This window comes from Herbaspirillum frisingense GSF30 (assembly GCF_000300975.2).
Classification (GTDB): domain Bacteria; phylum Pseudomonadota; class Gammaproteobacteria; order Burkholderiales; family Burkholderiaceae_D; genus Herbaspirillum; species Herbaspirillum frisingense.
In genome coordinates this window covers 1-13557 of the sequence record NZ_AEEC02000064.1, presented here as the reverse complement: position 1 = coordinate 13557, position 13557 = coordinate 1, and the positions used below count along the sequence as shown (strand labels likewise).

At 63.2% G+C, this 13557-nt stretch carries 15 protein-coding genes and 1 riboswitch; of the genes, 13 read left to right on the top strand and 2 right to left on the bottom strand.

Translation table 11 applies throughout. The features are described 5' to 3' along the window. The 5 genes from HFRIS_RS25735 to HFRIS_RS23935 form a co-directional block, all read left to right on the top strand. Positions 1 to 205: hypothetical protein (locus HFRIS_RS25735; protein WP_209443046.1), on the top strand; the 205-nt coding region annotated here is incomplete at its 5' end. A gap of 78 nt (positions 206 to 283) precedes the next feature. After that, positions 284 to 1258, top strand: a complete 975-nt coding sequence (locus HFRIS_RS23950) for a chemotaxis protein (RefSeq protein ID WP_006465609.1) — start codon at positions 284 to 286, stop codon at positions 1256 to 1258. Positions 1259 to 1427: 169 nt separating this feature from the next. Next, on the top strand, positions 1428 to 2471 hold the full coding sequence (cobT, locus tag HFRIS_RS23945) for a nicotinate-nucleotide--dimethylbenzimidazole phosphoribosyltransferase (RefSeq protein ID WP_006465608.1): 1044 nt from the start codon (positions 1428 to 1430) through the stop codon (positions 2469 to 2471). Between the two features lie 76 nt (positions 2472 to 2547). Beyond that, positions 2548 to 3330, top strand: a complete 783-nt coding sequence (locus HFRIS_RS23940; protein ID WP_006465607.1) for an adenosylcobinamide-GDP ribazoletransferase — start codon at positions 2548 to 2550, stop codon at positions 3328 to 3330. A gap of 2 nt (positions 3331 to 3332) precedes the next feature. Continuing rightward, on the top strand, positions 3333 to 3947 hold the full coding sequence (locus tag HFRIS_RS23935) for a histidine phosphatase family protein (protein WP_039877216.1): 615 nt from the start codon (positions 3333 to 3335) through the stop codon (positions 3945 to 3947). Positions 3948 to 3980: 33 nt separating this feature from the next. Here the strand turns inward: HFRIS_RS23935 and HFRIS_RS23930 are convergent, their stop codons facing one another. Together HFRIS_RS23930 and HFRIS_RS23925 are read right to left on the bottom strand one after the other, a co-directional pair. Then, entirely contained in the window at positions 3981 to 4634 is a 654-nt protein-coding gene (locus HFRIS_RS23930) for a response regulator (RefSeq protein ID WP_006465605.1), read from the bottom strand. Then, on the bottom strand, positions 4627 to 6048 hold the full coding sequence (locus tag HFRIS_RS23925) for a cache domain-containing protein (protein WP_006465604.1): 1422 nt from the start codon (positions 6046 to 6048) through the stop codon (positions 4627 to 4629). Before HFRIS_RS23925 ends, HFRIS_RS23930 begins: the two co-directional genes overlap by 8 nt. A 321-nt stretch (positions 6049 to 6369) precedes the next feature. On the opposite strand from HFRIS_RS23925, the gene HFRIS_RS23920 reads away from it, so the two are divergent. The 8 genes from HFRIS_RS23920 (at position 6370) to HFRIS_RS23885 (ending at position 13291) form a co-directional block, all read left to right on the top strand. Further along, positions 6370 to 6753, top strand: a complete 384-nt coding sequence (locus HFRIS_RS23920) for a response regulator transcription factor (protein ID WP_006465603.1) — start codon at positions 6370 to 6372, stop codon at positions 6751 to 6753. After that, positions 6750 to 7373 (top strand): chemotaxis protein CheC, encoded by a 624-nt coding sequence (locus tag HFRIS_RS23915; RefSeq protein WP_006465602.1) that lies wholly within the window; start codon positions 6750 to 6752, stop codon positions 7371 to 7373. Before HFRIS_RS23920 ends, HFRIS_RS23915 begins: the two co-directional genes overlap by 4 nt. After that, positions 7370 to 8332, top strand: coding sequence for a sensor domain-containing diguanylate cyclase (locus tag HFRIS_RS23910; RefSeq protein ID WP_006465601.1), 963 nt, complete (start codon positions 7370 to 7372; stop codon positions 8330 to 8332). Before HFRIS_RS23915 ends, HFRIS_RS23910 begins: the two co-directional genes overlap by 4 nt. Positions 8333 to 8630: 298 nt before the next feature. Beyond that, the gene (locus HFRIS_RS23905; RefSeq protein ID WP_006465600.1) at positions 8631 to 9056 is read left to right on the top strand and encodes a hypothetical protein; all 426 of its coding nucleotides are present in this window, start codon (positions 8631 to 8633) and stop codon (positions 9054 to 9056) included. A 152-nt stretch (positions 9057 to 9208) separates the two neighbouring features. Then, complete coding sequence (gene htpX / locus HFRIS_RS23900) at positions 9209 to 10087, top strand: protease HtpX (RefSeq protein WP_006465599.1); 879 nt, start codon at positions 9209 to 9211, stop codon at positions 10085 to 10087. Positions 10088 to 10262: 175 nt separating this feature from the next. Beyond that, positions 10263 to 11903, top strand: coding sequence for a YbaL family putative K(+) efflux transporter (gene ybaL / locus HFRIS_RS23895; RefSeq protein ID WP_006465598.1), 1641 nt, complete (start codon positions 10263 to 10265; stop codon positions 11901 to 11903). Between the two features lie 95 nt (positions 11904 to 11998). Beyond that, positions 11999 to 12167, top strand: a riboswitch (FMN riboswitch). Between the two features lie 88 nt (positions 12168 to 12255). Then, entirely contained in the window at positions 12256 to 12771 is a 516-nt protein-coding gene (locus HFRIS_RS23890) for a 6,7-dimethyl-8-ribityllumazine synthase (RefSeq protein ID WP_006465597.1), read from the top strand. A 208-nt stretch (positions 12772 to 12979) separates the two neighbouring features. Beyond that, entirely contained in the window at positions 12980 to 13291 is a 312-nt protein-coding gene (locus tag HFRIS_RS23885) for a hypothetical protein (RefSeq protein ID WP_006465596.1), read from the top strand. The last annotated feature ends 266 nt before the right edge of the window (positions 13292 to 13557 follow it).

Genomic DNA, 13557 nt, shown 5'->3' with positions numbered 1-13557 from the left:
AGTTGAAAAAGGAAGCCTTCGGGCTTCCTTTTTTGCTTTCCGGCTCGCATTTCCAGCAGCCCACGGTTTTTCTTCCCTGCCGGCGCAGCGGCCTTGCTCCCTGGGCGTTGCCCATCCTTCTGCCAGGATGTCTCTCGTGACGTCGTATTTCAGCCTGATTCAAATTGCAGAAAATCAAAAAAATCGTATATCAGTGATTGCCTGATTGCCACGGCCAACTTTCCCAACTACATTGCTGGAGCAGGTCTTTACCTGTCACATCCATTCGAATCGGGGGGAAGATATGGATAGTTTCCAGAAAGAGATCGATGAGAGAACCAATCTCACCGCATCTAACAAATTCGAGCTGCTGCTATTCCGTCTGGGGGCGGATCCTTACGGCGAGCGCTCTGAGCTGTTTGGCATCAATGTCTTCAAGATCCGTGAAATCGTGCCCATGCCGCCCGTCACCAAGGCGGCCGGAACGCAATCGCCGATGCTGGGCATGGTCAACATCCGGGGCCAGATCATTTCGGTCATCGACTTGCCGGCCGTGGTCGGCTGTGTGCCCAAGACCGGCCTGAACATCCTGCTGGTCACCGAATATGCCCGCAGCACCCAGGCCTTTGCGGTGGAGTCGGTGGACGAGATCGTGCGCCTGGAATGGAGCCAGGTGCTGTCGGCCGAAACCAGCAGCGGCGGCGCCTTCGTCACCAGCATCGCGCGCCTGGACAACGACAAGGACACCAGCCGCCTGGCCCAGGTGCTGGACGTCGAGCAGATCCTGCACGAGATCATGCCCAGCGACCGTCACCTGAAGATGGAAAGCCTGGAGAAGAGCACCGGTCATGGCATCCGCCCGGGGACCGTGGCCATTGCCGCGGACGATTCCAAGGTGGCACGCTCGCTCATCGAGCAGGGCTTGCGGGCCATGGAGATTCCCTTCGAGATGCACGTCACCGGCAAGGAAGCCTGGGAGAAGATCCAGAAACTGGCCAAGGAAGCACGCGCCGAGGGCAAGCCGATCTCTGACAAGATTTCCTTCGTCCTGACCGATCTGGAAATGCCCGAAATGGATGGCTTCACGCTGACCCGCAATATCAAGCGTGAAGATTTCCTCAAGAGCATTCCCGTCATCATCCACTCCTCATTGTCCGGTTCGGCCAACGAGGATCACGTGCGCAGCGTGGGGGGCGACGCCTATGTCGCCAAGTTCGAAGCCAACGAGCTGGCCTCGACCATCTACGGCGTGCTGGACAAGGCGGCCGTGAAGGCCTGATCGGGGTCGCCACCACGGGCCGGCCAACAGCGGTCAAGGGCAGGGAGTCGCAGGGCGCCCTGCCTTTTTTGCGTCCGCACTGCGCTTCGTCGTCGCCGTCGGTCGCGGCGATCTCTTATACTGTCGCTCCCTTGATCCTGCCGCGCCATGCGGCGCCCAGCACGACGCCATGCAGATTCCCACCCTCGTTTCCACCCACGATGCCGCGCTGGCCGCGCGCCTGGATGCACGCATCAACGACAAGACCAAGCCACAGGGCAGCCTCGGCGCGCTGGAGCGCCTGGCGCGCCAGATCGGACTGATCCAGGCGACCGATCGGCCCACCCTGCGCCGGCCGGCCATCGTCGTCTGTGCCGGTGACCACGGGGTGACGGCAGAGGGCGTCTCCGCCTATCCGCAAAGCGTGACCTGGCAGATGGTCGAAAATTTCCTGGCCGGCGGCGCCGCGATCAATGTCTTTGCGCGACAGAACGAATGCGCGCTGACCATCGTCGACGTCGGCGTCAATCATGATTTCGGTGTTCGTACCGGCTTGCTGGATCGCAAGATTGCCTACGGCACTGCCAACTTCTGTCTTGGCCCGGCAATGACGGCGGTGCAATGCGAGAGCGCCATCCAGGCGGGGCTGCAGTGGGCCGCGTCGGTGGATGCGGACGTGCTCGGTTTTGGCGAGATGGGGATCGGCAATACGACTGCGGCGGCCGCCTTGATGGCCGCACTGACCGGCATGGCCGTGGCGGATTGTATCGGTGCCGGTACCGGGCTGGACCAGCAGGGCATGGCGCGCAAGGCCGATGCCATCACGCGTGCGCTGCGCCTGCACGCGCAGGCGAGTACGCCACTGGCGCCGCTGGAACAACTGGCGGCGCTGGGTGGCCTGGAGATTGCCTTCATGGTCGGCGCCATGCTGGGCGCCGCCAAGCGGCGCCTGGTCCTGCTGATCGACGGTTTCATCGTCACGTCGGCGCTGCTGGTGGCGGCGGCCTTGCAGCCGGCGGTGCTGGACTACTGCGTGTTTTCCCACTGCTCCGACGAGGCCGGCCACGCTCGCATGCTGCAGTATCTGCAGGCCCGACCGCTGATGCAGCTGGATCTGCGCCTGGGCGAGGGCACCGGCGCTGCGCTGGCCTTGCCCCTGCTGCGGGCGGCCGTCAATTTCCTGGAACAGATGGCGACCTTCTCCTCGGCCAGCGTCAGCGTCAAACATGGCTGATCCGCGCCAGGACTCCAGGGACTCCAGGGACTCCAGGGACTCCAGGGACTCCAGGGACTCCACATCCGGCACGGGCATGCTGTATCAGCTGCGGCTGTTCTTCATCGCCCTGCAGTTCTTCACGCGCCTGCCGATTCCGCGCTGGGTTGGCTTCCAGCCGGAATGGCTGCAGCGTTGCACGCGCTATTTCCCGCTGGTGGGCTGGATCGTGGCCTGGGTCTGCGCCCTGGTGTATCTGCTGGCAGTGCAGTTCTGGCCACATCTGCTGGCGGTGCTGTTGTCGACAGCGGTGGGCATCTGGCTCACCGGGGCGTTTCACGAGGATGGCTTTGCCGACGTCTGCGATGGCCTGGGTGGCGCAGTGGGGCGCGAGCGGGCGCTGGAGATCATGCGCGATTCGCGTCTGGGCAGCTATGGCGTGATCGGGATTGTCCTGCTACTGGCCCTCAAGGTGGCTGCGCTCAACGCATTGCTGCCCTTGCAGGTGCTGGCCGTACTGGGCATGGCCCATCCGGTATCGCGCTGGCTGGCGACCTGCCTGATCTGGCGCATGGACTACGTGCGCGAGCAAGGCAAGGCCAAGCCGCTGGCCCAGCACATGCGTGGCGGTGAATTCCTGCTCGCTTCGCTGTGCGCGGCGCTACCGGTGATCGGCGTGTGGGCGCTCGGCCTCATGTCGTGGCAACGCATCGTGGTGGGCATGCTGCTCGCAGCGCTCGCTGCGGTCTGGCTGGCGCGACGTTTCCAGCAGCGGCTGGGGGGCTACACCGGCGATTGCCTGGGCGCGGTCCAGCAAATGAGCGAGACCGCGTTCTATCTGGGCGCACTGGCCACGCTGCCAGGCTGGTGGACTGCCTGACCATGCTGCTCTACCTGATCCGCCATCCGCAGCCGGTATTGGACCAGCACACCTGCTATGGCCGCAGCGATATCGCGGTCGCACCCGAGGTGCAGCAGCAGTGCCTGGAACAACTGCTCACGCAACTGCCGCGCGATGTGCCGGTGTTCAGCAGTCCTCTGCGTCGCTGCGCCGGGCTGGCGCAACAGCTGGCGGTGCGGCTGGAGCAGGCAGGCGCGGTGCTGGAACGTGATCTGCAGGAAATGGATTTCGGCAGTTGGGAATTGCGCCGCTGGGACGATATCCCCTGGGCCGAGGTCGAGGCCTGGAACCAGGACCTGCTGCACCATGCACCCGGTGGCGGCGAGACACTGCCGGCGATGGCCCGGCGTATCTGGCAGGCCCTTGAGTGCCTGCGCGCACGCGCTCTACCGGCTGCCATCGTGGTCTGCCATGCGGGATCGATCCGCATGCTGCACGCCTGTGCCCAGTGGCGCGCAGAGCAGGGTGACATGCTGGCCCCGGAGCAGCAGGCATACGAAGACATTGCCCTGCGCGCCATGGCGCAGCGACGCCAGATCGGGTTTGGGGAAGTGATCAGCCTGAGTTTGCCCGCCATGTCCACACCAGCGGCGTGACGTGCATCATGCCGGCCAATCGGCCTGCACTTGTCAGGACGTGCCGGCGCTGTTGCGTGACTCCACCGCGAACTTGATCAGCTCGGCCTGCCCATCGATGTTGAGCTTGCGCTTGATGTTGAGTCGATGCGTTTCCACCGTGCGTACGCTCAGATCCAGCTCGCGGGCAATCTGCTTGTTCGATTCGCCGTTGGCGATGTGCTGCAGCACCTCCCGCTCGCGCTGCGTGAGCAGGTCGCGCGGTGGCAGCGGCTGGGTCAGCTGGCGTGCCAGTGCCGCGCTGTAGTAGATGCCGCCCGAACGCACGGTCTCGATGGCCTGCACGATATCCTGGCTGGGGGCATCCTTGAGCACATAGCCTCGGGCGCCGGCCTGGATCGATTGCATCACGTATTCAGCCTTGTCATGCATGCTCAGGATGAGCACCGCGATTTCCGGATGCAGGGCGTGGAAGCGGGCGGTCAGCTCGATCCCGTTGATGCCGCGCATGTTGATGTCCATCAGCGTCAGGTCGATCTGCTGCGCGCTGGCGGCGGCCAGCGCTTCCTCGGCGTTGCCGGCTTCGGCCACCACCAGCAGGCCGGGTACCATTTCCAGGCGTGCCCGCAAGCCGTCCCGCACCAGCGGATGGTCGTCGATGAGCATGATGCGGGTCAGTGCCGGTGCGATGGGAATGAATTCAGCCATGGGAGGAGAGGAACAGGGAAGAACGGGGAATGATGGCGCTGATGCTGGTGCCGGCGGCCGACGAATCGATCGCCAGTTCGCCGCCCACCGACTCCATGCGCTCGCGCATGTTGCGCAGACCGATGCCGTGGCGCGAGTGATCATCCACCTGGCCCAGGTCGAAGCCGCAGCCATTGTCCTGGACTTGCAGCATGATCAGGTTGTGGCCACCGTAGAGGCGCATCCTGATCTGGCTGGCGTGCGCATGGCGTGCGATGTTGGTCAGCGCCTCCTGGGCCACCCGGAAGAGCACCGTATTGACCACGTCGGACAGCGGCGCGCCATCGCCGATGTTGCCTTCGCTGACGAAGGTGATGCGGCTTTCCGTGCGCCCGACACCATCGCCGTCGCTGTCGCCGACTGCATCGCGCCATTCAACGCAGAGATGTTCCAGTGCCGCCGCCAGGCCGAGGTCGTCCAGGATGGCCGGACGCAGGTCGTGCGAGATGCGCCTTACTTCGGCCAGCACCCCATTGATCTGGGTCGCGGTCTTCTCGAAGCCCAGCCGCGCCTGGGCGGCCTGCTCGGGTGTGCCGCGCAGGCGTTCCAGGGCTGCTTCGATCTGCAGCTTGATCGACACCAGCCATTGGCTGATGCCGTCATGCAGATCGCGTGAGAGGCGGGCGCGTTCTTCTTCCTGCGAGCGCACCACGCGCTGCGCCAGCTGGCGCAGCTTGGCGTCGGCCACGCGGTGTTCGCTCAGGTTCAGCAGGACGCCGGCCAGGCCCACCACCAGCGCGCTGGAAAGTGCAATGGCGGCGATCAGCAGCATGGTCCGGCGCAGGTGGCCGGAGTTCTGGTGATCCACCTGGGCCAGCGCCTTGTCGACGTCGTCGAGATAGATGCCGGTGCCGATCACCCAGCCCCAGCGAGGCAGGCTGATCACATAGCCCAGCTTGGGCGCCACCGCCTTGCTGGAGGGCTTGCGCCACAGGTAATGTTCGAAGCCGCCGCCCTGATGGGCCAGCGTGATCAGGTGCTGGATGGTGAGGCTGCCGGACTCGTCGCGCCAGTCCCACATGTCCAGTCCCACCAGTTCCGGCTGGCGCGGGTGGACGATGTTGCGGCCATGGTCGTCATAGACGAAGAAATAGCCATCGTCGCCGAACTCCATGTCGGCCAGGATGCGGCGCGCCTCTTCCTTGATGGCGTCGTCGCTGCGCCCGGTGTCGTAGAGATGGGCCAGTGCGTGCCGGGCCAGGTCCACGTAATGCCGCAATTCGGTGTTCTTGCTGGCCAGATAGGCCGCTTCGATGGTGGCGCGCTGCTGGCGGGCCAGCTCCACCGCCTGGTAGCGCACCACCAGCGCAATGGCGGCAAAGGCCAGTCCCAGGGGAACGATGGCAAGGAAAATGATCTTCTGGCGCAGCTTCATGCCCGCGATTCTACCCAAGGGCTGCCGACGCCGCCGAAAATCTGCATTGCGCCGGCGTCATGCTATTGCCACAGGTCAAGATGTCGGCTGCAGTGGCGTGAGAAAGCGGTCCCACCGGAGTAATATTCATGTTGCATCTTTGTTAGATGCAGGTTTTATCAGGGATTCCCCCATACGGCCCGGCTTGATTTTGATTTATCATTCTTAAATGTCTGACAACTTGTCAGTAGGTGTCAGCATTTATCCCGTTTTTTCTGCATTTTCGTTCAGCTGTTTGTTTTCAGCTTGTATTCAGCTTTCTGATAGTCAAAGTGATTCAAGATGGTTAATGACGCAACAGGCAAGACCCTCCTCATCGTCGATGACAGCAAGGTATCGCGCATGGTGATCAAGGCCCACGTGCTGGCGGCGCACCCGGATTGGCAGGTGGTGGAAGCGGCCAGCGGGGAAGAGGCGATCCGCGTGGTGCAGCAGAATGCGCCGCATTACTGCACGATGGACATCAATATGCCCGGCATGCTTGGCACCGACGCGGCCGAGCAGATCCTGCAGCTACAGCCCAGTGTGCGGGTGGCGATCTTCTCGGCCAATATCCAGGAGGCCGCACAGACGCGGGCCCAGCAACTGGGCGCCGTGTTCGTCGCCAAGCCGGTCACGGAAAAGTCGATCGCCCAGGCCTTGCTGCATTTCCGGGGACCGGTGTGAGCATCCTGTCGGAAATCGAACGCGATGCCCTGACCGAGATCTTCAACGTCGGTGCCGGTCGCGCTGCGCAGAGCCTGTCGGAAATCGTCGGCGATGAAGTGCGCCTGACCGTGCCTTCGGTAGAGGTCTTGCGCACCGACGCCATCAACGAGCAGCTGCTACCGAGTATCCAGGGCCGCTTTGCCACGGTGAGCCAGAATTTCTATGGCCCCTTCGATGCCGAAGCGGTGCTGCTCTTTACCGAAGACCGGGCGCTGGCCATCGTGCGCGACATGATGGGCTCGCAGATGAGCCTGGACCAACTGGCCGAGTTCGAACGCGAAGCCATGTGCGAACTGGGCAACATCATCCTCAATGCCTGTCTGTCGGCCATGGCGGACATGCTGGAGATCACGCTCAACAGCTCCCTGCCGCAGTACGTGGTGTCCTCCCCGGAGGAGATTTCCTCGCGCCTGTCGGAGGTGCAGTCCGACGAGCGCTATGTGCTGGTGCTGCACATCGATCTGGTCATCGAGAAACACCAGACCGACGGCCATCTCATCTTCCTGCTCAGTTCCACCTCCTTGCACGCACTGGTCGAGCATGTCCAGGCCTATCTGAGGAAGATCGAGTTGACATGAGCAGTTTCGTTGCCGGGCGCTTCCGCTTGGAGGACGTCTACGACCAGCTCAATTGCGGCCTGGTCATGCTGGACAGGGACTTGAACATCCTGCTTTGGAACGCCTGGATGGCGCGCCACAGCCGTGTGCCTGCCGGCGCTGCCATCAATGCTGACTTCGCTGCGCTGTTTGCGGGACAGGTCACGCCAGCCCTGTTGCGCGCGCTGGACAACACCCTCAGATACGGCCTGCCATCACTGCTCTCCAGCGCCTTGCACCGTTCGCCCTTGCCGCTCTACCCGCACCATCCGGGCGGGCAGGGGGAGGGCGCCCAGAGGATGGCGCAGTCGGTGGTGCTCACGCCCATCGATAATCCGGATGGCCAGCGCCTATGCCTGATGCAGGTCACCGACGCCAGCAATTCGGTCAAGCGCGAGAAGATGCTGCTGTCCCATTCGGAAGTGCTCAAGCGCCAGGTCGGTACCGACGGCCTGACCGGCATCCCCAATCGCCGCTACTTCGACGAGAACTACACCCGCGCCTTGCAGCGGGTGCAGGAAGAGGGTGGAACGCTCTCTCTGTTCATGATCGACGTCGATTATTTCAAGCAGTACAACGACCTCTATGGTCACGGCGGCGGCGATCGCGTGCTCAAGCGCGTGGCGGAGACCCTGCGCGCGCACCTGCAGCGCCCGGATGACGTGCTGGCGCGCTATGGTGGCGAGGAATTCATCCTCCTGGTCCGCAATCTGCCGCCGCTGCAGGCTGCCGAGCTTGGGGAGGCATTGCGCCAGGCGGTCTATCAACTGGCCGAGCCTCATGACAAGTCACTGGTCGAACGGCGCCTGACCATCAGCGTCGGTGTCTGCACGCGTGAACTGCCGGACGATACCGATGGTCGTCAGCTGCTGGAAGCGGCCGATGCCGCGCTCTACCGCGCCAAACTCGGTGGCCGCAACAAGGTGGTCTCCATCACCTAGGCCAATTTCTTCACCTTTGTGTAAAACAAGGGCAATTTGTTGGAAACCCTTGCTCAGCAAGCATGTCAGAAACTGTCAGGGCGCTTATCAACAGGCTTGTTCACAGCTTTTGTGGATAACTTTCCTGCCGGCTTGATTCCGGGGAGCATGGTCGGCAGTTGATCGACAGCGGGCTGGCGGTGATATTGCGTATAATGCCGGGCCGTCATTGCTGACGAAATGCTGACAGATATTTCCTTTTTGACGCCCGAGGGATGTCCCCGCGCTTTGCTCCATTTTTCCATCTGACAAGGGTTTGATGCGCCGATTGTTGCTCCTGTTGTTAGCTCTGCTGATCCCGCTGCAATTGCTGGCAGCCACGGGAGAGTCACAGCTTCGCGAGCAGTTGCGCACCGAATTGCACAACGCATTGCACTCTGCTGCCAGCGCGGCTTCTTGCCTGCAGGCCGGACCCGACCTGCGTGGCTGGCACGCATTGACGGCGCTGGCGGGTGTAACTGATTTGGCTGATGTGGCTGGCGCGACCGCCAGCGAGCCCGGTGCGCCCGTGGACGATGATGATGACCGGCCCTCGCTACAGGGTGAGCTGGAAGACCCCACCTTGCCGGCGCGCATCGCCACCCCGGAGCTGCTCTGGTACCCGTTTCCCCACGCCTTCTCGGCAATCCCTGCCTGGTCGTCCTACCTGCGCGACCAGTTGCGGCCGCCACCATTGGTGGCCTGAGCGCGCCTGATCTGCTCGCGGCCTTGCCGCCTCCCCAGTGATGGCCCCGCCACTGGCGGTGCGCTCCCTCTTTGATTTCCCGTGTTCCCGTTTCCCCAGTCTTGGCGACCGGCCCGTGCCGGACGCTTTCATTTCGTTCTACAGGAAAAACCATGAAACGCATTGTTCTCTTCCTCGTTACCAACCTGGCCGTGATGCTGGTCCTGAGCGTCACAGCCAGTCTGCTCGGGGTGAATCGCTACCTCACCGCCAATGGCCTCAACTTCGGCATGCTGCTGGTGTTCTGCGGCCTGATGGGGTTTGGTGGCTCCTTCATTTCGCTGTTCATGTCCAAGACCATCGCCAAGTGGTCGACCGGTGCGCGCGTGATCGAGCAACCGCAGAATTCCACCGAACTGTGGCTGCTGCAGACCGTCCAGACCCTGGCCGCCCGCGCCCAGTTACCGATGCCCGAAGTGGCGGTCTATGACGGCCCGCCCAATGCCTTCGCCACGGGTGCCAGCAAGAGCAATTCGCTGGTGGCGGTGTCTACCGGCCTGCTGCAGGGCATGACCAAGGACGAAGTGGAAGCCGTGCTGGCCCATGAAGTGGCGCACATCGCCAATGGCGACATGGTGACGCTGACCCTGATCCAGGGTGTGGTCAATACCTTCGTGATGTTCTTTGCCCGCATCGTCGGCTACTTCGTCGACTCCTTCCTGCGTCGCAACAACGAAGAAAATTCCGGCCCTGGCATCGCCTACATGGTGACCGTCTTCGTCTGCGAGATCGTGTTCGGCATCCTGGCCAGCGTCATCGTCATGTACTTCTCGCGTCAGCGCGAGTATCGCGCCGATGCCGGTGCCGCCACGCTCATGGGTTCCCGCGCGCCGATGATCAATGCCCTGCGTCGCCTGGGTGGCCTGCAATCCGACGGTCTGCCGCAGAACCTGCAGGCGTCCGGCATTTCCGGTCGCGAGGCCTGGCTGGGACTGTTCTCCAGCCACCCGCCGCTGGAGTCGCGCATCGCCGCCCTGCAGGCAGCCCGTTGATCGCCACGGCGCAGTGACCGCAGACGGCGGACCAGTGGCGTCGCGCCAAGCGCCGCAGTTCGCCGCCGTGGTCGGCCGACGGCCATGTTAGTCTTTACCTGGTCGTCGGTGTCCTTCGTGCTTTATCTGCAGTCATCTCCATCAATTTCATCCACACAGAAAGGAACCCTGACTGATGCCCCATCACACCCCCCTGATTGCCACCATTGTCGCAGGCCTGGTGCTGGCCTTTATCTTCGGCACCCTGGCCCATCGTCTGAAAATGCCGCCGCTGATCGGTTATCTGGTCGCCGGTATCGCCATCGGCCCCTTTACTCCCGGTTTCGTGGGCGATGCCGACCTGGCCCAGGAGTTGGCGGAGATCGGGGTGATCCTGCTGATGTTCGGAGTGGGGCTGCACTTCTCGCTCAAGGACTTGCTGTCGGTCAAGAACATCGCCATCCCCGGGGCGGTCGCGCAGATCGCCATTGCGACCTTGCTGGGCATGGGCATGGGGTGGGTGCTGGGATGGCCGGTGGGTGAAGGTTTCCTGTTCGGCCTGGCCTTGTCGGTGGCCAGTACCGTGGTGCTGCTCAAGGCCCTGCAGGAGCGGCGTCTGGTGGAGACGCAGCGTGGGCGTATCGCAGTCGGTTGGCTGATCGTCGAAGACATTGCGATGGTGCTGGCGCTGGTGCTGATCCCGGCGCTGTCGGGCATCCTCGGCGGCAAGGGCGAGGCCCTGAGCGGCAATGCGGTGCTGCTGACGCTGGGGATCACCCTGGGCAAGGTGGTGGCCTTCGTGGCGGTGATGCTCATCGTCGGTCGTCGCGTCATTCCCTGGATCCTGGAGCGCATTGCCGATACCGGTTCGCGCGAACTGTTTCGGCTGGCAGTGCTGGCCATTGCGCTGGGCTTCGCATTGGGCTCGGCCTATGTGTTCGGTGTTTCCTTCGCGCTGGGGGCTTTCTTCGCGGGCATGATCCTGTCCGAATCCGAGTTGAGCCATCGCGCCGCCGAGGAATCCCTGCCACTGCGTGACGCCTTCTCGGTGCTGTTCTTCGTTTCAGTCGGTATGCTGTTCGATCCTTCCATCCTGGTGCGCGAGCCCTTGCTGGTACTGGCGACAGTGCTCATCATCGTGATCGGCAAGTCGCTGGCGGCATTGATGATCGTGCGGGTCTTCGGCCACCCGAATTCGACCGCCCTGACGATCTCGGCCAGCCTGGCGCAGATCGGTGAATTTTCCTTCATCCTGGCAACGCTGGGCCTGTCGCTGGACCTGCTCTCGCCGATGGCACGCGACCTGATCCTGGGCGGCGCCATCCTCTCCATCCTGCTCAATCCGCTGCTGTTCTCGCTGCTGGATCGCTACGAGGCACGCCAGCCCAAGGAGCCAGACGCCGACAATGTGCCACCGACCGTCGACCTGCAGGATCATGTGGTGCTGGTCGGCTATGGCCGGGTGGGGCGCGGCATCGGCGAGCAACTGCGTGCCCAGGGCCGGCCCTTCGTGGTCATCGAGGCGCAACGGGAAAACCTGGATGCCCTGCGCAGTGCCGGTGTGCCGGCCCTGTATGGCAATGCCGCCCAGAGCGAGCTGTTGAAGGCGGCCGCTGTGGACCGCGCGCGCTGGTTGCTGGTGGCCATCCCCGAGGTGTTCGAGGCTGGCCAGGTGATCGAGAACGCGCTGGAGCTGAACGCCGGGCTGCAGGTCGTGGCGCGGGCCCATTCGGATGCCGAGATCGAGCACCTGGAAAAACATGGTGCCCAGCGCGTCATCATGGGGGAACGCGAAATCGCCCGTGGCATGCTCGACATGGTGGGGCAGGGCGCCTGACGGTTCAGTTGACGCGTCGATGGCCTGCAGCAATTTTCCATGCATGCTAAAGTCGCGGCTGCTGCTGTGGCGGGCTCACTGTCCGCTGCGCAGCAACAAGTTCTCGGGGCGGGGCGAAACTCCCCACCGGCGGTAATCAGGCGAGGTCACCCGACCTCATCTGTAGCCCGCGAGCGCCCGGCCTGCCATCGCGGCGGGACGGGGTCAGCAGACCCGGTGTGATCCCGGGGCCGACGGTCATAGTCCGGATGAAAGAGAACGGAGTGTCCGGCATGGCAGCCCTGCGCGAGCAGTCTGCCTGCGGCCGCGCATTCCAACGCCCTGTTTAATCATCGAACAGGAGTCCTGAACCATGTCGCAATCGCATCTTTCTGCAGTGTCTTCCCACCACGGTCAACGTATCGCCTTCATCCAGGCTTGCTGGCACAAGGATATCGTCGACCAGTGCCGTATCGCCTTCACCGCGGAAATGGCCGCACTCGGCTGGCCGAGTAGCAGCATCGATTTCTTCGAACTGCCTGGCGCCTTCGAAATTCCCCTGCATGCCAAGGTCTTGGCCAAGACCGGCAAGTATGCCGGCATCGTCGCCAGCGGCCTGGTGGTCGATGGCGGCATCTACCGTCACGACTTCGTGGCACAGTCGGTCATTTCGGCGCTGATGCAGGTGCAGCTTGATACCGAAGTGCCGGTCTTTTCGGCCGTCTTGACCCCGCATCACTTCCATTCCCATAGCGAGCACCATCAGTACTTCCACGAGCATTTCCTGGTCAAGGGCAAGGAAGCGGCACAGGCTTGCGCCACCACGGTGGCCAAGCTGGCGGAGGTGCGGGCTGCCGAGGCTGCGCGGCATAGCCTGAACGCGGCATGAGCGCGGCCTGAACGTCGGCTGCGAGCGGGCTGAATGAGGTCGGCCGGGCGCGCAGGCGGCTCGCGCAGGGGGGGGATTCAAATCCCCGTTCACATTTTGCTTAACGATTGTGAAGCATTTGCTTACAACCCTTACGGCTTTGGCCTAGAGTTGTCAGGATTGGCGGGCTATATTCACGCTACGTAATCCAGAACAACGAGGAGCTATCGTGAAAAAGTCGATTCCCCTGATGGCCGGCCTGGCCGTCTTCGCTGCCGTAGCCGGCCTGTCGGCCGCTCCGGCCATGGCCGGGCATGTGTCGATCGGCGTGAACATCGGCGTGCCGGGCGCCTACGTGGCTCCGCAGCCGGTCTACGTGCAGCCTGCACCGGTGTACGCACCGCCGCCGCCAGTCTATGTCCGACCGGCTCCGGTCTACTACGGTCCGCCGCCGGTCTATGTGGCGCCGGGCTATTACCGTGGGCACCATCATCGTCACTGGCACCGTCCGCCGCCGCCTCCGGGCTACTGGCATCGTTGATGTCGGGGACAGGCGACCCCTGGTGAGGTGGGGTGTGCCGGCGAAAAAAAAATGGCGGCCGAGGCCGTAATGCCGTTCAGTTAAGAAAAAATCGCCGCGCCAGATGACTTTGGCGCGGCGATTTTGCTTGGTTCTCTTCAAACCATCTGAAACCGTTCGGACTGAGTAGGCCCTTTAGGGCCGTATCGAAGGCGCTGCTCAGCTTGTGGTGCGCCTTCGATACGCGGCTACGCCGCTACTCAGGACGAACGGTCAGCGGTGGTGCA

What these genes read in the sequence shown, in the direction of transcription:
- cobT (WP_006465608.1), top strand. Translation starts at nt 1,428, where the DNA reads ATGCAGATTCCCACCCTCGTTTCCACCCACGATGCCGCGCTGGCCGCG.
- HFRIS_RS23910 (WP_006465601.1), top strand. Translation starts at nt 7,370, where the DNA reads ATGAGCAGTTTCGTTGCCGGGCGCTTCCGCTTGGAGGACGTCTACGAC.
- HFRIS_RS23890 (WP_006465597.1), top strand. Translation starts at nt 12,256, where the DNA reads ATGTCGCAATCGCATCTTTCTGCAGTGTCTTCCCACCACGGTCAACGT.
- htpX (WP_006465599.1), top strand. Translation starts at nt 9,209, where the DNA reads ATGAAACGCATTGTTCTCTTCCTCGTTACCAACCTGGCCGTGATGCTG.
- HFRIS_RS23930 (WP_006465605.1), bottom strand. Translation starts at nt 4,634, where the DNA reads ATGGCTGAATTCATTCCCATCGCACCGGCACTGACCCGCATCATGCTC.
- ybaL (WP_006465598.1), top strand. Translation starts at nt 10,263, where the DNA reads ATGCCCCATCACACCCCCCTGATTGCCACCATTGTCGCAGGCCTGGTG.
- HFRIS_RS23935 (WP_039877216.1), top strand. Translation starts at nt 3,333, where the DNA reads ATGCTGCTCTACCTGATCCGCCATCCGCAGCCGGTATTGGACCAGCAC.
- HFRIS_RS23925 (WP_006465604.1), bottom strand. Translation starts at nt 6,048, where the DNA reads ATGAAGCTGCGCCAGAAGATCATTTTCCTTGCCATCGTTCCCCTGGGA.
- HFRIS_RS23950 (WP_006465609.1), top strand. Translation starts at nt 284, where the DNA reads ATGGATAGTTTCCAGAAAGAGATCGATGAGAGAACCAATCTCACCGCA.
- HFRIS_RS23905 (WP_006465600.1), top strand. Translation starts at nt 8,631, where the DNA reads ATGCGCCGATTGTTGCTCCTGTTGTTAGCTCTGCTGATCCCGCTGCAA.
- HFRIS_RS23920 (WP_006465603.1), top strand. Translation starts at nt 6,370, where the DNA reads ATGGTTAATGACGCAACAGGCAAGACCCTCCTCATCGTCGATGACAGC.
- HFRIS_RS23940 (WP_006465607.1), top strand. Translation starts at nt 2,548, where the DNA reads ATGCTGTATCAGCTGCGGCTGTTCTTCATCGCCCTGCAGTTCTTCACG.